The sequence below is a fragment of the Photobacterium carnosum genome (assembly GCF_002849605.1).
In the GTDB taxonomy this organism is placed as follows: Bacteria; Pseudomonadota; Gammaproteobacteria; order Enterobacterales; family Vibrionaceae; genus Photobacterium; species Photobacterium carnosum.
The window spans coordinates 67,991-86,172 of sequence record NZ_NPIB01000016.1; the positions used below are offsets into that span (position 1 = coordinate 67,991).

The following is an 18,182-nucleotide window of genomic DNA, read 5'->3' on the forward strand; positions in this document are numbered from 1 at the left end:
TTAGTTAAAAGGTTTAAGGATAGTCATTTCAACACGAGGTAAAGAAGGCGCAATATATTGTAGGCTCTTTACGACTTTACCGGTTTGTTGTTCAATCCAAAAAGTATTGTTGTAATGTTTATTTAATTGCTTAACTAACACATTTTCATTAAAACGTAGTACAGGTACTGATTTGCCATTAATGGTTAATACTTCTGCGTGATCAAACACAAATACAGAATCTAACTGATAACCACTGTGGTAACCTGGCTGCCAATCAATGGTGCGTTGCCATTGCTTTGGTGTTGTTGCAAGGTGCAGCCCTAAAGATAGTGGATCGGGGCTAGTGCTGTGAGTGGTTAATAAATTGCCTTCACTTAAATTAACTGTTTTTATAATTCGTCCACTCTGAGTAATCAGCATACCGTTATCACTAGCAAGCCATTTTAGTTGTGGTGGATTGTTTTTATTACTATGGGTTATTGTTTTTCCTGTTGGTGTTTCAGCAAACGCTAATACCATAAATAATTGATTATTATTACCAATACGGACGTATGTGCTGGCATAAGGTAGTTGAGTTACCTCATAACGAGATTTGTGAATATCAGCAGAGCCTTGAATCGCTAATCGAACAGTATCATTAACATTCTTTACTTTTTGGGTACAGCCTGAAATGAAAAAAAAAGGAATAAATATAAATAGTAGTTTGAAAGGGAATGACTTTATAAATTTAAGCATCCAAATTACTTCCGATAGACTATTAGGGTTGAGCTATAGATTTCGGAAATCGAATAGCTTATATAAAGAAATAACCGTGACGAGCACGGTTATTAACAGACTAAATAAGAATAATTTATTTAGTAGTACCAGTCGTTACTGATGTTGAGTTAGTGTTGCCTGAATCAGAAGCAGCAACAGCAACAGCAGCAACAGCCGCCGCAGCTCCAACGACAACAGCTGTTGTCACGCCAGTAGCAGTAGCAGCAGCAGTGCTTGCACCTGCTGCTGTACCTGTTGTAGTTGCAGTCGTTGTTGTTGCAGGTGTTGCTGCATCATCAACAACATAACCGCCAGCAAATGCTGATGAAGACATAGCCATAGCGGCTAGAAGAACTAATGCATTTTTTTTCATGATGTAAATCCTTATTGATAAAAATAATATATAGGCCGTCAAAATCTGACGATTATTGGTGTTGAATTATTAGCATACTAATTTAATAATTATACAGAGAAAAAGAATATAACTATGTAAGTTTTTTTTATCTTTTATGCTCTCATATGTATAAAGTGTGATCTAGATCGCTATTGTTGGATATTAAGTGATTTTATCACCGTAAATGATTTGTAAACCTTATTATTTTATGAATGCCTTTTATTACAAATGGTTAACTTTTTTTTTGGGGATTATATATAGATAATAAATGAGCAAATTTTTATATTTCATTTTATATCTAAATTAAGTAGAATCTGGCAGCTATATAAATATTAAAAATGTCATTTTTTGATTTTTTAGATATATATGTAATTTCCATGCGGATTATTGCATTTATATACTTAATACGTTTATGTTTTACAAATAACAGAAAATTATACTTCTATAGCAAGTGAGGAGCTGTAACCTTCGGGCGGTAGCATGCTTGTTTGTAATGAATTCCCATCAATCAATGCTGAAATGAACTTAATCTAATGGAATTATCAAAAAAATTACTAGTTACAGCAGTTGCTTCTGTAATGTTAGCTGGCTGTAGCATGCCAGGATCGCATCTTAGCCTTGATGGTAAGCACGTTACTGAAATTAATCAGGGACAACCTACGCTTGATCAAGAAGTTAATGTTTTTCCACTAACGGTCAATAATATTAACCAATTTAAAGAAGCTAAAGTTGTTGCACAAGTAAATCCAAAGCTTGAAAAAGAATTATCTGGCTATCAATACCATATTGGTCCTGGTGATATATTAAATATTACTATTTGGGATCACCCAGAATTAACTATTCCTGCGGGTTCTTACCGTAGTGCAAGTGAAGCGGGTAACTGGGTTCATGCTGATGGCACCATTTTTTATCCGTACATTGGTCAAGTGCATGTTGCAGGTAAAACAGTTTCGCAAGTACGCAGTGATATCGCACAGCGATTAGCAGAATATATTGAAAAGCCACAAGTTGATGTTAATGTCGCTTCGTTCCGTTCGAAGAAAGCTTATATTACGGGTGATGTTAAAAATCCTGGTCAACAAGCTATTACTAATGTGCCATTAACGTTGCTTGATGCGATTAATAAATCAGGCGGTTTAGACGCTGACGCTGATTGGCGCAATGTTACGTTAACCCGTGATGGTAAAGATCAGACCTTATCACTGTATGCGTTAATGCAGCGTGGTGATTTAATGCAAAATCGATTATTACATAATGGTGATATTGTCCACGTACCGCGTAATGATGCTCAAAAAGTATTTGTGTTAGGTGAAGTTAAAGAGCCCAAACTACTTAAAATTGATCGCGCAGGCATGAGCTTAACAGAAGCTTTAAGTAGTGTTGGTGGTATTAATGAATTACAAGCAGATGCCACTGGCGTGTTTGTTATTCGTGCAACACATTCTGATATAAAACAAAAACCATATTCACCAATGGCAAATATATACCAGTTAAATATTAAAGATGCGACTGCATTAGTGATTGGTACTGAATTTGAATTAAAGCCTTATGATGTGGTGTATGTTACTGCTGCACCAATTGCACGTTGGAATCGTGTGATTCAACAGTTAGTGCCAACTATTACTAGCTTTAATAATCTTTCTGAAGGCATGAATTATTATATGAATTTGAAGTAATGATTTAAGGAAAGCAGGTACAGAGCAGGTGAAAATAGGAAAAGAAGGTGAGGGTAGATAGCAAATAGTGTTTTATCTTCCCTAAAAACCTTATTTATGATTTTTCTCATTCCTGCTCTTCTTCGTCCCTAATAACCTTTAACCTTAGAATCTATTTATTATGTTCAATAAAATTCTTGTTGTTTGCGTGGGTAATATATGTCGTTCACCATCAGGTGAACGTATATTGCAAGCAAAGTTACCTAATAAACATATCGCGTCGGCTGGTGTAGGCACTGAAAAAAGTGGCCTAGCGGGTAAAGCTGCTGACAAAATGGCAGCGGAAGTTGCATTGACTCATGGTTATTCACTTGAAGGCCATCAGGCACAGCAACTGACGAATGAATTATGCCGTGATTATGATCTCATTTTAGTGATGGAAAAAGGTCATATTGATGCGGTAACTCGTATTGCGCCAGAAGCTCGCGGTAAAACGATGCTGTTTGGACAATGGATTGGTCAGCAAGATATTCCCGATCCATATCGTCAAAGTAAAGAAGCCTTTGATCATGCGTATGAGTTAATTGAGAAAGCGGCAACGGCTTGGGCGAAGAAATTGTAGTTCGTCCCTCACCTTTGAGATGACGGATAATAACCAGCGTTATTTTTTATAATGAATAATGGCCTAACTCTGTCATTCCCTACAGCGAGGTTACGAGCGGGGATAGGGAATCTACTATCTATGCGGCGTAGAGTCACTGTATTCGATGGTGTTTTCACTGGCGTCTTTCAGGCTCAATAGCGCGGTAAGTAGATCACGGATAGTTCGCACCTCACTTCCGAGATGACGGATAATAACCAGCATTATTATAGGCAGTCGATTATTTACTTGCCATCTTCCTCCTACCGCGAGAGATGAGCGAGATAGAGAAGCTACTCACCAAATGCTGTAAACCATATTTAACTTTTGGATGATGCCTTGGCTCTTCCTCATCTCTTAAAAATTTAACATCGGAATCTGTACTTAATGAGTATTGTTCAAAACACCCAACCCAACACTTCCTCAGGAAGCGATGAGATTGATCTTGGTAAATTATTTGGTATTTTAATTGATAGTCGTTGGCTGATTATTATTACAACGGTTATTTTTGCATTAATTGGTATTAGCTACGCCTTATTAGCAACACCTATTTATAAAGCTGATGCTCTAATTCAAATCGAACCTAAAAGCTCAGGTATGCCAGCTCTTGGTGGCGATATGGCTGAAATGTTTGGCGGTGCAGAATCAAGTGCAACCACAGAAATTGAAATCATTAAATCACGGATGGTGTTGGGTGATACGGTAGATAAATTAAACTTAACCACTGTTGCTACCCCAATTTATACCCCTATTTTTGGTAAAGGTCTGGCGCGTTTATTAGGTGATAGTCATCTAATTTCTGTTTCTCGTTTTACTGTGCCAGCTAATACAGCAGTAACTAATGGTGTATTAACAATCACTAATAGTGAACAAGGTGAATATAGCTTAGTAAACAGTGAAGGGCGTGAATTACTTACGGGTAAAGTGGGCATATTAGCAACAAATAATGGCTATAATTTATTTGTTACTCAGTTAGTTGGGGCTGATGGCGCAACGTTTAGCATTAATAATATTAGTCGGTTAGATGCCATTCAAGCACTACAGCAAGCATTATCTATTGCTGAACAAGGTAAACAAACGGGTATTTTGCAATTATCTATAACAGGTGAGAATAGAGCTAAAATTAAAAATATTTTAAATGATATTAGCCAAACCTATTTTCTACAAAACGTTGCACGTAATTCAGCCGAGGCTGAAAATAGCTTAGTGTTTTTAAAGCAACATCTGCCAAAAATTAAGCAGCAACTAACATTAGCAGAAGATAAATTAAACCGTTACCGTCAAGAAAATGAATCAGTTGATTTAGGATTAGAAGCTAAAACAACCTTAGATACCATGGTGTCGTTAGAGGCGCAACTGAATCAGTTAACCTTTAAAGAAAGTGATATCTCGCAGCTTTACACCAAAGAACACCCTGCTTATGTTGCTTTGCTTGATAAGCGTAAAACATTAATGAAAGAAAAAATGCGTTTAAATAAACGTATTGAAAAATTACCGAAAACCCAACGTGCAGTCTTACGTTTAACGCGTGATGTTGAAGTTAATCAACAGATTTATGTGCAACTGCTTAATAAAGTACAAGAGTTAAGTATCGTTAAAGCTAGTACAGTGGGTAATGTTCGCATCCTTGATAATGCACAAGCATATTCACAAGCAGTTAAACCGAAGAAATCACTGATTGTTGTATTAGCAACATTACTGGGCGGCATGTTATCTGTTGCTATTGTATTGCTGCGTGCAGCTTTACATCGTGGTGTCGAAAATCCTGATGAAATTGAAGCATTAGGGCTACCTGTTTATGCTTCGATTCCTTTATCGCCTTCGCAGTCAGATTTAGATAAGAAATATAAGCTTAAAAAGCAACATACAGTGGATGAAACATTACTGACTATTGCTAATCCTGCTGATTTATCGATTGAAGCATTGCGCAGCTTACGTACTAGCCTCCATTTTGCAATGATGGAAGCGCGTAATAATATTGTGATGATTTCAGGCCCTAGTCCAGGTATCGGTAAATCATTTGTTACGGCTAACATGGCTGCTGTTATGGCTAAAGGCGGTCAGCGCGTATTAATTATTGATGCTGACATGCGTAAAGGTCAGATGGAACGCCAGATGTGTGTTGATAGTAAGCCAGGTCTTGCAGACTACTTAAGTGGTCAACAAACCATGGAACAAGTGATTAAATCCCCCGGTGTTGAAAATCTTGATTTTATTGCACGTGGTAGCGTACCGCCAAACCCATCTGAATTATTAATACACCCACGTTTAAAAGCATTGTTAGATTGGGCGTCTGAAAATTACGATTTAGTGTTAGTGGATACACCACCGATTCTTGCGGTAACTGACCCTGCTATTGTGGGTGCGCATGCTGGTACAACTATGATTGTGGCACGTTTTGGCTTAAACCCAGTTAAAGAAATTGAAGTGACTAAAAACCGTTTTGCACAAAATGGTATTGAAGTAAAAGGCTGTATTCTTAACGCCGTTGAGCGTAAAGCAAGCTCAACTTATGGCGGTAACTACGGTTATTACAACTATAGTTATGCGAGTGATAAGAAATAGAGAACAGGTATAGAGGGACGAGGGTTTAGGTACGAGATAGTGCGTCTAAACCTTCGTCATTCTTCCAAGGGAAAAACAAATAGGTATATATTGGAGTCTTAGACAGATAATCTCCCTAGACCCGTGGACCTTATTTTTTAAAAGTACCGATTACCCGTAAACTCGATTCATATCAAAGCATTAGTCTTTACGACTAGTGCTTTTTTATGTCTCAAATTTTAGACTTTGTGTCTCAATAGCAAAAAAACACTGAGATGACAGCGTGAAAAAATTCACTTTCTTTATCGTGACATTTAGCGAAATTTACATCAATAGTACTGATTATGAGTAATCTTGGTGCTGTAATTATAAACAAAAAGGATCGTTTTCTGTGAAAATTTTAGTTACAGGTGGGGCAGGTTTTATCGGCTCTGCTGTTGTTCGTCATATTATTAATAATACCCAAGACAGTGTTGTTAACGTAGATAAATTAACTTACGCAGGAAACTTAGAATCATTACTTGAAGTGGAAAATAATGATCGTTATGCATTTGAGCAAGTGGACATTTGTGATCGCGCTGAGTTAGATCGCGTCTTTGCTGAGCATCAACCGGATGCAGTAATGCACTTAGCCGCTGAAAGTCATGTTGACCGTTCAATCGATGGTCCCGCAGCATTTATTGAAACTAATATTGTTGGCACCTATACCATTCTAGAAGCGACTCGTGCTTACTGGAATAAATTAGATGAAATCCGTAAATCAGCATTTCGTTTCCATCATATTTCTACTGATGAAGTGTATGGTGACTTGGAAGGTACCGATGATTTATTCACTGAAACAACATCGTATGAGCCATCAAGCCCGTATTCAGCATCAAAGGCATCAAGCGATCATTTAGTTCGCGCATGGTTGCGTACTTACGGTTTACCAACGATTGTAACTAATTGCTCAAATAATTACGGTCCTTATCATTTCCCTGAAAAATTGATTCCGTTAATTATTCTCAATGCGTTAGACGGTAAAGCATTGCCTGTTTACGGTAATGGCATGCAGATTCGTGATTGGCTATATGTTGAAGATCACGCATCAGCGCTTTATACCGTAGTAACCAAAGGTGAGATTGGTGAAACCTATAATATTGGCGGTCATAATGAAAAAGCCAATATTGAAGTGGTAAAAACAATTTGTTCATTGCTTGAAGAGTTAGTGCCGAATAAACCTCAAGGTGTAACTGAATACCAAAATTTAATTACATATGTAACGGATCGCCCAGGGCATGATGTCCGTTATGCGATTGATGCCTCTAAAATTGCCCGTGAACTTGGCTGGAAACCTGCTGAAACCTTTGAATCGGGTATTCGTAAAACTGTTGAATGGTATCTAGCTAATAAAAAATGGTGGAGCCGTGTATTAGATGGTTCATACAGTTTTGAACGTTTAGGTACTGGTACAAATAATAGTGAAGGAAAATAATATGAAAGGCATTATTTTAGCTGGCGGTTCAGGTACACGTTTATATCCAATCACTATGGGTGTTTCAAAGCAGTTATTACCAGTTTATGACAAGCCGATGATTTATTACCCGTTATCAGTATTGATGCTTGCTGGTATTAAAGAAGTGTTAATTATCACTACACCTGAAGATCAAGCCAGTTTTCAACGTTTATTGGGTGATGGTAGCCAATTTGGTATTTCATTAGAATATGCTATTCAAGAAAAACCTGAAGGTTTAGCACAAGCATTTATTATTGGTGAAGAGTTTATTGGTGATAAAAATGTTTGTTTAGTGCTTGGTGATAATATTTTTTATGGTCAATCATTTAGTCCTAAATTAAAGCAAGCAGCCAGGCGATTAGAAGGCGCAACTATTTTTGGTTATCAAGTAAAAGATCCTGAGCGGTTTGGTGTGGTGGCATTTGATGAAAATCAAAAAGCTATTTCTATTGAAGAAAAGCCTCTGCAGCCAAAATCGAATTATGCAGTAACTGGACTGTACTTTTATGATAATCAGGTTGTGCAATTAGCGAAAGAAGTTAAACCATCACATCGTGGTGAACTTGAAATTACAACGCTTAATGAGATGTATTTAGAGCGTGGTTTACTTAATGTTGAAATGTTAGGTCGTGGTTTTGCATGGCTAGATACGGGAACGCATGAATCTTTACTAGAAGCAGCTCAATTTGTTGAAACGATTGAAAAGCGTCAAGGTTTTAAAGTCGCTTGTTTAGAAGAAATAGCCTTCAATAATGGTTGGTTAACGAAAGAAGAAGTAGCTGTTCGTGCGAAACTTATGGCAAAAAATTGCTATGGTCAATATTTAGCGACACTGATTGACTAATTATGTCTGAATTAAAGCAAAAAACGACCAATGGACTAAAGTGGAGTGCGATAGAGCGTATCGCAACCCAAGCGATTCAATTAATCGTCATGTTGATTTTAGGTCGAATGCTAGGGCCTGAAGCATTTGGCTTAGTTGGAATGTTGGCGATATTTATTGCGATATCGCAGACTTTTGTTGATAGTGGTTTTAGCAGTGCGTTAATTCGTAAACAAGATAGAAGTGAAGCTGATTATGCAACGACATTTTATTTTAATATCGTCGTATCATTGAGTTGCTATGTTTTATTATTTATCTGTGCACCATATATAGCTGATTTTTATCATCAGCCAGAATTAATTAATTTAACACGTGTTCTTGGTGTTGTGATATTAGCTAATGCATTTGCTGTTGTTCAACGAACTCGCTTAACCGTAGTGATGGATTTTAAAACTCAAGCTAAGGCTTCTTTATTGAGTGTGAGTTGCAGTACTATTGTTGCTTTAACTTTTGCTTATTATAACTTTGGTGTCTGGTCATTAGTTGGTCAAACATTAAGCTTTGCTATTATTAATGTGATTTTGCTTAATGTGTTTGATCCTTGGCTACCTAAATGTGGTTTTTCAAAAACTTCATTTAAAGAATTATTTGGTTTTGGTTCGAAAATATTAGCTTCTGGGCTGTTAGATACCATTTATAATAATATTTATCAGATTATTATTGGTAAGTTATTCAATGCGGGTCAATTAGGATTATTTTCGCAAGCAAAAAATTTATCTAGTATACCTGCAATGACATTAACGGGGATTATTCAGCGAGTGACTTATCCGATGATGAGTCATATTCAAAATGATCAACAAGCATTAGACAAAGCGTATTTATTAACGTTACGTTTAGCTGCTGTAGTGATTTTTCCGATTATTATTGGTTTAGGTTTAGTTGCAAAACCATTATTAACTGTATTATTAGGTCAAGAATGGCAATCAGCAGCTGAGTTAATGACTATTTTATGCATTGGTTATATGTTGTATCCTATACATGCGATAAATTTAAACTTATTACAAGTGAAGGGACGTTCTGATTTGTTTTTGAAATTAGAAATAATAAAGAAAGTAATGATAACAATTATATTGTTTATTACGGTTCCTTTAGGTATTAAAGCTATTTGTATTGGTATGGTTATACAATCCTATTTAGCCTTATTGATTAATACGTATTATACCGGTAAATTATCGACTCTAACGATGCTTAAACAATTTAAGGTATTAATATCTATATGGTTGTTAACATTAGGCTGTGCTGCTTTTGCAAGTCTTTGGTATTTAATTATTGGCAACGATATTATTCAGCTAGGTTTAATTATAATTACTGCATTGGGTTTATATATTATCGCCATTAAATATTTACAGTCTGATTTACTTGATTATATGATCAATACGATTTTTAGGAAGTCGAATTAAAATGAAACAAATTACGGTTACAACACCTTTATTACCTTCTCTTGATGTATTAAAACCTTATTTAGAAGATATTTGGCAACGTAAATGGTTGACAAATAATGGTCATTACCACCAATTATTAGAAAAAGAGTTATGTGATTATTTAGGTGTTAAACATATCTGCTTATTTTCTAATGGTACTTTAGCGTTAGTTACTGCGATGCAAGCATTAGAGCTAAAAGGTGAAGTGATCACCACGCCTTATAGCTTTGTTGCTACCAGTCATTCTGTGATGTTAAATAATTTAACGCCTGTATTTGTAGATGTTGAACCAGAAACGTTTAATTTAGATCCTACTAATATTGAAGCGGCAATTACGGATAAAACATGTGCTATTTTACCAGTACATGTTTATGGCAACCCTTGTGATCATCAAGCGATTCAAGCTATAGCAGATAAGCACGATTTAAAAGTGATTTATGATGCGGCGCATGCCTTTGGTGTTAAAAAAGACGATTGCTCAGTATTAAATTGGGGCGATTTATCTATTTTAAGTTTTCATGCAACCAAAGCGTATTCGACGATTGAAGGTGGTGCAATTATTTGTCATACCCTTGAGATGAAGCAAAAATTAGACAAGTTAAAAAGCTTTGGTTATGAGTCTGAAACACAAATAACTATGTTAGGCTCTAATGCTAAAATGAACGAAATTCAGGCGGCATTTGGATTAGCTTCTCTGGGGTTGATTGATGATGCAATTGAAAAACGTCAGCAAGTGGCAAAAATGTATCGTGAAGCTTTAGCTGATGTTAGAGGTATTCGCTGCTTAAATGATCTTGATGGTGTTCATCATAATTATTCTTACTTTCCTGTTATTATTGATGATCAAGAGTACGGATTAAGCCGTGATGCATTGTATGAAAAATTACGTGAAAATAATGTATTGGCCCGTCGTTACTTTTACCCGTTGATTACTGAGTTTGAGTTCTATAAGAACAATAATAAAACTGTTCAGCATAGTAGTGATGTGGCAAAAGGTATTTCAGAGAATGTAATTTGTTTGCCAATGCATCATGAGTTAAGTAATGATGATGTTAATAAGGTAATTAATATTATAAAGGATTTAATATGATATTATGGGGGGCTAGAGGGTTAGCTAAGGAAATATTAGCTGCGCTTTCATTTGATAATTTCGATATAAAGGATTTAATTTTTTTTGATAATGTTTCAGATGAATATGATCATTATATTGAAAAAAACTTCAAAATGATAAATAAATATTTGGAACTGAATAATTATAAGGGATTAGATATAATTATTGCTGTCGGAACACCTAAAATAAGGAAGAAGTTATCCAAGGAAATATTAAAGTTAGGGTTTAATGAGTGTGGATATATCTCGAAAAAATCGTTAATTAGTAATATAGATAGTAATATAGATGATACGGTAACAATTTTATCAGGCTGTACTATAACGGCTAGTGTAAAAATTGGTAAAAGTTGCTTGATAAATAAAAATGTAACTATTAGTCATGATGTAAGTATCGGTAATTATTGTGAAATATCACCTAATGTCAATATACTTGGTCGAGTAAAAATAGGTGATAATAATTTTATTGGTACTGGCGCAATTATATTGCCAGATATCATTATTGGAGATAATTGTATTATAGGAGCATCTGCAGTAGTTACAAAAGATATAAAAGACAATACTACGGTTATAGGTATTCCCGCCAAGGTGGTCAAATGTTTGATAAACTAATAGTGCCAAATGATCAACATGAAATTATAAATAAGTGGAAGTATAAAGAAGAAATATATATAAGTTGCGTTTGTACTGTATTTAATCAAAAAGATTATATCAGGGATACAATTGATGGATTTTTGGCTCAAGAAACTGAATATCGTTTTGAAATTATTATTCATGATGATGCATCTACTGATGGAACAAGAGATATTCTACTTGAGTATGAAAAAAAATATTCTTTGATAATTAAATTAGTTCTTCAAGAAGAAAACCAATACTCTCAAGGTAGAAGAATATTCCCATTAGCTGTAGAGAATGCAACTGGTGAATATATTGCTCTTTGTGAGGGCGATGATTTTTGGGTTGATAAGCATAAGTTGCAGAAACAAGTCGTTGAATTAGAAAAAAATAAAAATATTAATTTAGTTATATCTAAAGCTATCTCTCTTTATCCAGATGATATTACTTCTTATTTTTGTGATTTAGGGAATGAAAGAAAAGTTATTCCTTTTGAAGAGTGTATTTTAGGTCCTAAAAAAGATTTTTTCCCAACAGCATCTTTCTTTTTAAGAAAAAAAATATTTGATGAGTTACCTGATTGGTTTTATACCGATGCTCCTGTGGGGGATTATTATATTCAGCTTTTTGCGGCTAAATATAATGGGGTGATTTATTTACCGGAAGTGACAACTGTTTATAGAAGAGATACGGTTGGGAGTTGGAGTGTTAGTAATAAAAATAATTATATGAAGGACTTGAAAAAAAGGATCTCATTAATTAATGCGATATTATTAGATGTTAATGATAAGTACCGTCAAGTGATCTTAATTAAAAGAATGTTATATTATATTAATTTATTTGATCTTTACAAAAAAGAGAAAATGTTTTTATGTTTTATGAATGTTACGTTTAAATTATTACTTAATTTAAAGTATATCTTTATTTATATTAAAAAATATAAGAAAAGAGCATGAGATATAAGCAGCTAAAGGTAAGTCACTAATGATTAATTCATTGGTATTTAGAAAAAACATTAATAAATATACGTTGTATGGTTATTGTTGGTACTAATGGATATTTAAGTAGTTATAAAATAAAGTTATTTTTTCTTTCTCAGATATTACTTTTTCAAAGTCGTTCGATTGGATTTAAATTTTGACAGTTCTGATACGTTAGTATTTTGAAGATTAGGATTTTAATGATCATGAGTATAATTAAGAGATATTTTTGATTGTTATTTAAAGATGTAAAAATTTACTGAATATTTGTTAATTGTATGAATTTAAATAATTGATTTATCTTAATCAATAGAATTGTTTGGAAATATATCATATAAATAGAAGTATTTGGTTACTAATAAGGGTTGTAATGTATTTGAATATTTCATTATTTATAGTTATATTGTCTTTTTTTATTTCACCATTATTTTTAGCGTTCACATCAATATTTTATATTATAAAAAATAAGTATGCTGGTTATATAGGTTTATCCTTATTACTTGGTTTTTTTGCTTTTTCTTATATTCCATATGAAGGATATGATTTAAATAGGCATTATGAAATATATAATTCTTTTATAAATAATGGTGACTTTCTAAATTATATAAATATTACCTCATATAATATTGGTTCTGCTTTTCTTTATTTTATATTATATATTATGAGTCTTTTGGGAATAAAAAAAGAATTTTTGCCTGCTTTGTCTGTTTTTATTTCGGCTCTTATTTTTTTAACGATAATTTATAATGAGATGTCTTATAAATATAAGATAATAATAGTTTTATTTTTTATTTTAATTTTCCCTATGCTTAATATTGCTAGTGGTATAAGATTTTATTTATCGGCCTCAATTTTTATTTATTATACGTATTTGTTAATAGTTAAAAATGTAAAAAAAAATTATCTCATTATTTTTGTTGTATTAATACATCCAGTAAATGCCATTTTTTTAATTCCGGTATTTACATATAAATATATTGGTTCTTTTTCGAGATTTTTACTTGTATTATCAAGTTTGTTGTTGATTTCTGGTGTTTGTTTTTATCTTTCATATTTTTCTTCTAATTTTGTTTTATTTATTTTAAATAATAGCAAATTGTTTTCAGTTTCTTATATTGAAAATAAATCGATATTTGATAATCTGAGTTATAATGAAAGTTTATCTTTGATGTTACAGTTAAGTCCAATATTTATAAGTTTATTTATTCTTAATGTAAAAAAAACATGGAAAAATAAAGAAGCATATAATTTTTTATCTATTATGTTATTTTTGATAGTGGTTTTTAGTGGTATATCACAATTTTTTATTAGAGCTGTACTTGTTTTTGATTTGATGATATTTGTTTTTTTTGTGTCATATTTTTATGAACTTACGAACACAAGAATAAAAAGATTTTTTTTATTTCCATTTTTGTTGTTTATGTGTATTTCCTCATTAGCACTAATGAATACATTTAAAAGTTCTTATATTCCATCATGGAGTAAATTATATTATCCGACATATTTAATTATATTAGAAACAAATATAACGCCAGATCAATATATAAAGTGAGTAATAAAAATGAAAGTGTTAATAGTGTCTCATTCAGATTCATCAGGTGGCGCAGCAAGAGCTACAAAAAGATTACTAAATGCTTTAACAAGGAATCACAATAATAATGTCAAGATGTATGTTCAAGTTAAAAAAACTTTAGATAATCATGTTATTGGACCTGTATCAAAAGTATCAATGTTATTATGTATGGTACGGGCACGAGTTGGTCAATTGTTAATAAATATGCAGAGGAGTTCTAATTTATCTTTGCATTCTTTAAATGTATTACCTAGTTCAATGTTAAATAGAATAAATAATTCTGATTTTGATATTGTAAATTTACATTGGATAAATGGTGAAACATTATCAATTAAAGAAATATCAAAAATAAATAAACCTATTGTAATGACGTTACATGATATGTGGGCTTTTTGTGGTTCTGAACACGTAGTAACTGATAGTGATGATGCTCGATTTAAAATTGGATATTTACCAACAAATAGAAGTCATCAAGATAAGAATATTGATCTTGATCGAATTAATTGGAATAAGAAAGTAAAATATTGGAAAAAACCTTTCCATATAGTAACGCCTAGTCATTGGTTGGCTAAATGTGCACAAGAAAGTGAACTTTTCAGAAACTGGTCGGTAACAGTAATACCAAATGCAATAGATACTGATGTGTTTAAGCCGATAAGTAAAAAAGTAGCGAGAAAGATATTAAACTTACCGCTTGATAAAAAACTTATAGGATTTGGGTCATGGATGGGAGGAGAAGTTAATAATAAAGGAATAGATTTATTAAAAGATTCATTATCGTTACTATTCAAAAATGATGAGTCGCTTCTTCAATGTGTTGTTTTTGGACAAGAGCGACCTTTAAATTTTAAAGACGATCATTATCCGTTCCTATTTCAAGGTCAATTAAATGATAACGTAACTTTAGCTATTTTATATAGTGCATTAGATTTAATAATTGTACCGTCTAGAGTCGAAAATTTACCACAAGTAGCTACTGAAGCTTTATCTTGTGGATGTCCTGTTGTTGGTTTTAATACTTCAGGAATGCCAGATGCTGTTCAACATATGAAAACTGGTTATTTAGCTAAAGTATTTGAGTCATCAGATTTGGCTTATGGAATTAAATTACTGTTGTCTGATAATGCATTACTTGAAATAATGAGCAATAATGCGAGAGATAAAGCTGTGAAATGTTGGAGCCAAGATATTGTAGCATTGCAATATCAGGATCTTTATCGTTCTATTATCGAAAACAAGGAATTTTAATGAAAAAATTATCAATAATTACGGTTAATTATAATGATGCTGCCGGATTAGAAAAAACATTAAGTTCTATAACTAAAACTGATATTATTCAGGTTTTTGTGATCGATGGTGGTTCTACAGATGGTTCATTATCTGTAATTAATAAGTATAGTGATATAATAACATCATATATTTCAGAAAAAGATAATGGTATTTATGATGCTATGAATAAAGGCTTAACATTCTGTGATGGTGAGTTTGTTTTATTTCTTAATTCAGGTGATTATTTCAATAAAGATATTTCATTGAATGTGTTATTTTCTAAAATAGATAAAAATACAGACAAAAATAAAGTTATATTTTGGAGTGCTAAGATAAATTCTAATAATGATTTTTGGTATTATCCACCATTAGATATTAATGATACCGATGATTGGATGAAAACCAATCTGCCTAATCATCAGGCAATGTTATTTCCTAAATGTTTCTATAAAAATAATAAATATGACTTAGCAATGAAAATTATATCTGATGCTGATTATAAATATCGAGCAATTAAAGAATATGGCTATATGTATATTTCTCAGTCATTTTCAACATTTGAACTTGGTGGCATTTCATCTCAAAAAATCACGTGGAAATATTTTAAAATAAGACTTAAAGATTTCATTATTTATACGGATAAGCATTATTCTAGATATGAGTATATAGCTGAGGTATTAAAGCAATTTGGTAAGCTTTCTGTTAAGTTATTGTTAAGCAAGTTACTGCCAGATGAGAAATATTCTAAAATTTTTAAAAAATAAACTGGGACGAAAATAAGATATGAAAAAAGCACTTATTACAGGTATCACTGGTCAAGATGGCTCGTACTTAGCTGAATTATTATTAGAAAAAGGTTATGAAGTTCACGGTTTAATTCGTCGTGCATCTTCTTTTAATACAGAGCGCGTTGATGCGGTTTGTAATACCAATAAAAATATTCATCTTCATTATGGTGATTTAACTGATTCATCAAATCTTATTCGTCTAGTTAAAGAAATTCAGCCTGATGAGTTGTATAACTTAGGTGCGATGTCGCATGTGGCTGTTTCTTTTGAATCACCTGAATATGCTGCAGATGTAGATGCTATGGGTACGATTCGTTTACTTGAAGCAATTCGTATTAACGGTCTTGAGAAGAAAACACGTTTTTATCAAGCGTCAACATCTGAGCTTTTTGGTGATGTACGAGAAACACCACAACGTGAAACAACACCATTTTATCCGCGTTCTCCTTATGCTGTTGCGAAAATGTACGCTTACTGGATCACTGTAAATTACCGTGAATCTTACGGCATGTACGCTTGTAATGGTATTTTGTTCAATCATGAATCTCCTCGTCGTGGTGAAACATTCGTAACACGTAAGATTACTCGTACGATTGCTAATATCTCTCAAGGTTTAGAGTCTTGCTTACAGCTTGGCAATATTGATTCTTTACGTGATTGGGGTCATGCAAAAGATTACGTTCGCATGCAATGGATGATGTTGCAACAAGATGTAGCTGATGATTTTGTTATTGCAACAGGTAAGCAAATCTCTGTCCGTGAGTTTGTTCGCATGTCTGCTCTTGAAGCCGGTATTGAACTTGAATTTACAGGTACTGGCGTTGATGAAATCGCAACGGTAATTGCTATTGATCATGACAAAGCACCAAGTGTGAATGTTGGTGCTGTTATTGTTCGTATTAGCCCTAAGTTCTTCCGTCCTGCTGAAGTTGAAACGCTACTTGGTGATCCAAGTAAAGCTAAAGAAAAATTAGGTTGGACACCTGAAATTACGGTTGAAGAAATGTGTGCTGAAATGGTGGCAAATGATATCAACAAAGCTAAACAACATGCGTTACTAAAAGCTAATGGTTTTGATGTTGCAATTTCACTAGAAAATTAAGAACGGTAATTATTGTGAATAAACGTATTTTTGTTGCTGGCCACCGAGGTATGGTGGGATCCGCAATTGTTCGTCAATTATCTCAATGTGATAATGTTGAAATTATTACTCGTACTCGTAATGAGTTGGACTTGTTGAATCAACAAGCAGTTAATGATTTCTTTGCTAACGAACGTATTGATGAAGTGTATTTAGCTGCCGCTAAAGTAGGCGGTATTCATGCTAATAATACCTATCCAGCAGATTTTATTTATGAAAATCTGATCATGGAATGCAATATTATTCATGCTGCGCACAGTAATGATGTTCAACATTTATTGTTTTTAGGTTCGTCTTGCATTTATCCTAAGTTGGCAGAACAGCCAATGACAGAAGCTGCGTTATTGACGGGAACATTAGAAGAAACCAACGAACCGTATGCAATAGCTAAAATTGCGGGCATTAAATTGTGTGAATCTTACAATCGTCAATACGGTCGAGATTACCGTAGTGTAATGCCAACCAACTTGTATGGTGAGAATGACAATTTCCACCCAGACAACTCGCATGTTATTCCTGCATTAATGCGTCGCTTCCATGAAGCTAAGCTTAATAACGATAAAGAAGTTGTGGTATGGGGTACGGGTACTCCAATGCGTGAGTTTTTGTTTGTTGATGATATGGCAGCTGCCTCTATCCATGTAATGGAATTAGATAACGAAACTTATCAAGCCAATACTCAACCAATGTTATCGCATATTAATGTTGGTACAGGTGTTGATTGTACTATTCGTGAAATGGCTGAAACCATGGCGAAAGTTGTCGGTTTTAAAGGTGATGTCGCCTTTGATAGCACTAAGCCTGATGGTACACCACGTAAACTGATGGATGTGAGTCGTTTAGCTGATTTAGGTTGGCGTTATAGCGTTAACTTAGAAGATGGTTTAACGCATACTTATCAGTGGTTCTTAGCTAACCAGAATAATTTCAGGAAATAAT

General features: G+C 33.5%; 16 protein-coding genes. 14 read left to right on the forward strand and 2 right to left on the reverse strand.

Annotated features, from left to right (window positions below):
- Complete coding sequence (locus CIK00_RS13285; RefSeq protein WP_101769322.1) at positions 1 to 717, reverse strand: YjbF family lipoprotein; 717 nt, start codon at positions 715 to 717, stop codon at positions 1 to 3.
- Positions 718 to 832: 115 nt separating this feature from the next.
- Positions 833 to 1,111: a hypothetical protein gene (locus tag CIK00_RS13290; RefSeq protein WP_101769323.1), complete on the reverse strand. Its 279-nt coding sequence runs from the start codon at positions 1,109 to 1,111 to the stop codon at positions 833 to 835.
- Between the two features lie 554 nt (positions 1,112 to 1,665).
- Between CIK00_RS13290 and CIK00_RS13295 the strand changes: the two genes are divergently transcribed.
- From CIK00_RS13295 to fcl, 14 genes are all read left to right on the forward strand, one after another.
- Positions 1,666 to 2,808: a polysaccharide export protein gene (locus CIK00_RS13295; protein WP_101769324.1), complete on the forward strand. Its 1,143-nt coding sequence runs from the start codon at positions 1,666 to 1,668 to the stop codon at positions 2,806 to 2,808.
- Between the two features lie 160 nt (positions 2,809 to 2,968).
- Positions 2,969 to 3,409, forward strand: coding sequence for an arsenate reductase/protein-tyrosine-phosphatase family protein (locus CIK00_RS13300; protein ID WP_101769325.1), 441 nt, complete (start codon positions 2,969 to 2,971; stop codon positions 3,407 to 3,409).
- A 405-nt stretch (positions 3,410 to 3,814) separates the two neighbouring features.
- Complete coding sequence (locus tag CIK00_RS13305) at positions 3,815 to 5,992, forward strand: polysaccharide biosynthesis tyrosine autokinase (RefSeq protein ID WP_101769326.1); 2,178 nt, start codon at positions 3,815 to 3,817, stop codon at positions 5,990 to 5,992.
- A gap of 370 nt (positions 5,993 to 6,362) precedes the next feature.
- Entirely contained in the window at positions 6,363 to 7,445 is a 1,083-nt protein-coding gene (gene rffG / locus CIK00_RS13310) for a dTDP-glucose 4,6-dehydratase (protein WP_101769327.1), read from the forward strand.
- A 1-nt stretch (position 7,446) separates the two neighbouring features.
- On the forward strand, positions 7,447 to 8,310 hold the full coding sequence (rfbA, locus tag CIK00_RS13315) for a glucose-1-phosphate thymidylyltransferase RfbA (RefSeq protein ID WP_101769328.1): 864 nt from the start codon (positions 7,447 to 7,449) through the stop codon (positions 8,308 to 8,310).
- A 2-nt stretch (positions 8,311 to 8,312) separates the two neighbouring features.
- Positions 8,313 to 9,749, forward strand: coding sequence for a lipopolysaccharide biosynthesis protein (locus CIK00_RS13320; RefSeq protein ID WP_101769329.1), 1,437 nt, complete (start codon positions 8,313 to 8,315; stop codon positions 9,747 to 9,749).
- A gap of 1 nt (position 9,750) precedes the next feature.
- Positions 9,751 to 10,860 carry a DegT/DnrJ/EryC1/StrS family aminotransferase gene (locus CIK00_RS13325; protein WP_193435471.1) on the forward strand — a complete coding sequence of 370 codons (1,110 nt, stop codon included), beginning with the start codon at positions 9,751 to 9,753 and terminating at the stop codon, positions 10,858 to 10,860.
- Positions 10,857 to 11,489 carry an acetyltransferase gene (locus CIK00_RS13330; protein WP_101769331.1) on the forward strand — a complete coding sequence of 211 codons (633 nt, stop codon included), beginning with the start codon at positions 10,857 to 10,859 and terminating at the stop codon, positions 11,487 to 11,489. The genes CIK00_RS13325 and CIK00_RS13330 overlap by 4 nt, the downstream gene beginning before the upstream one ends.
- Complete coding sequence (locus CIK00_RS13335; protein ID WP_101769332.1) at positions 11,474 to 12,448, forward strand: glycosyltransferase; 975 nt, start codon at positions 11,474 to 11,476, stop codon at positions 12,446 to 12,448. The genes CIK00_RS13330 and CIK00_RS13335 overlap by 16 nt, the downstream gene beginning before the upstream one ends.
- A 400-nt stretch (positions 12,449 to 12,848) precedes the next feature.
- Positions 12,849 to 14,024, forward strand: a complete 1,176-nt coding sequence (locus tag CIK00_RS13340) for a hypothetical protein (protein WP_144043162.1) — start codon at positions 12,849 to 12,851, stop codon at positions 14,022 to 14,024.
- 24 nt (positions 14,025 to 14,048) lie between these two features.
- Positions 14,049 to 15,293 (forward strand): glycosyltransferase, encoded by a 1,245-nt coding sequence (locus CIK00_RS13345; RefSeq protein WP_167388557.1) that lies wholly within the window; start codon positions 14,049 to 14,051, stop codon positions 15,291 to 15,293.
- Positions 15,293 to 16,078: a glycosyltransferase gene (locus CIK00_RS13350; protein WP_167388558.1), complete on the forward strand. Its 786-nt coding sequence runs from the start codon at positions 15,293 to 15,295 to the stop codon at positions 16,076 to 16,078. The genes CIK00_RS13345 and CIK00_RS13350 overlap by 1 nt, the downstream gene beginning before the upstream one ends.
- Positions 16,079 to 16,097: 19 nt before the next feature.
- Entirely contained in the window at positions 16,098 to 17,204 is a 1,107-nt protein-coding gene (gmd, locus tag CIK00_RS13355) for a GDP-mannose 4,6-dehydratase (protein WP_101769336.1), read from the forward strand.
- A gap of 11 nt (positions 17,205 to 17,215) precedes the next feature.
- A complete protein-coding gene (gene fcl / locus CIK00_RS13360; protein ID WP_101769337.1) occupies positions 17,216 to 18,181 on the forward strand; it encodes a GDP-L-fucose synthase in 966 nt (321 codons plus the stop codon).
- The last annotated feature ends 1 nt before the right edge of the window (position 18,182 follow it).

Excerpts from the sequence above, each read along its gene's own strand:
- rfbA (WP_101769328.1), top strand. The coding sequence starts at position 7,447 with ATGAAAGGCATTATTTTAGCTGGCGGTTCAGGTACACGTTTATATCCA.
- CIK00_RS13330 (WP_101769331.1), top strand. The coding sequence starts at position 10,857 with ATGATATTATGGGGGGCTAGAGGGTTAGCTAAGGAAATATTAGCTGCG.
- CIK00_RS13295 (WP_101769324.1), top strand. The coding sequence starts at position 1,666 with ATGGAATTATCAAAAAAATTACTAGTTACAGCAGTTGCTTCTGTAATG.
- CIK00_RS13350 (WP_167388558.1), top strand. The coding sequence starts at position 15,293 with ATGAAAAAATTATCAATAATTACGGTTAATTATAATGATGCTGCCGGA.
- CIK00_RS13325 (WP_193435471.1), top strand. The coding sequence starts at position 9,751 with ATGAAACAAATTACGGTTACAACACCTTTATTACCTTCTCTTGATGTA.
- CIK00_RS13300 (WP_101769325.1), top strand. The coding sequence starts at position 2,969 with ATGTTCAATAAAATTCTTGTTGTTTGCGTGGGTAATATATGTCGTTCA.
- CIK00_RS13285 (WP_101769322.1), bottom strand. The coding sequence starts at position 717 with ATGCTTAAATTTATAAAGTCATTCCCTTTCAAACTACTATTTATATTT.
- CIK00_RS13305 (WP_101769326.1), top strand. The coding sequence starts at position 3,815 with ATGAGTATTGTTCAAAACACCCAACCCAACACTTCCTCAGGAAGCGAT.
- CIK00_RS13290 (WP_101769323.1), bottom strand. The coding sequence starts at position 1,111 with ATGAAAAAAAATGCATTAGTTCTTCTAGCCGCTATGGCTATGTCTTCA.
- gmd (WP_101769336.1), top strand. The coding sequence starts at position 16,098 with ATGAAAAAAGCACTTATTACAGGTATCACTGGTCAAGATGGCTCGTAC.
- CIK00_RS13320 (WP_101769329.1), top strand. The coding sequence starts at position 8,313 with ATGTCTGAATTAAAGCAAAAAACGACCAATGGACTAAAGTGGAGTGCG.
- CIK00_RS13335 (WP_101769332.1), top strand. The coding sequence starts at position 11,474 with ATGTTTGATAAACTAATAGTGCCAAATGATCAACATGAAATTATAAAT.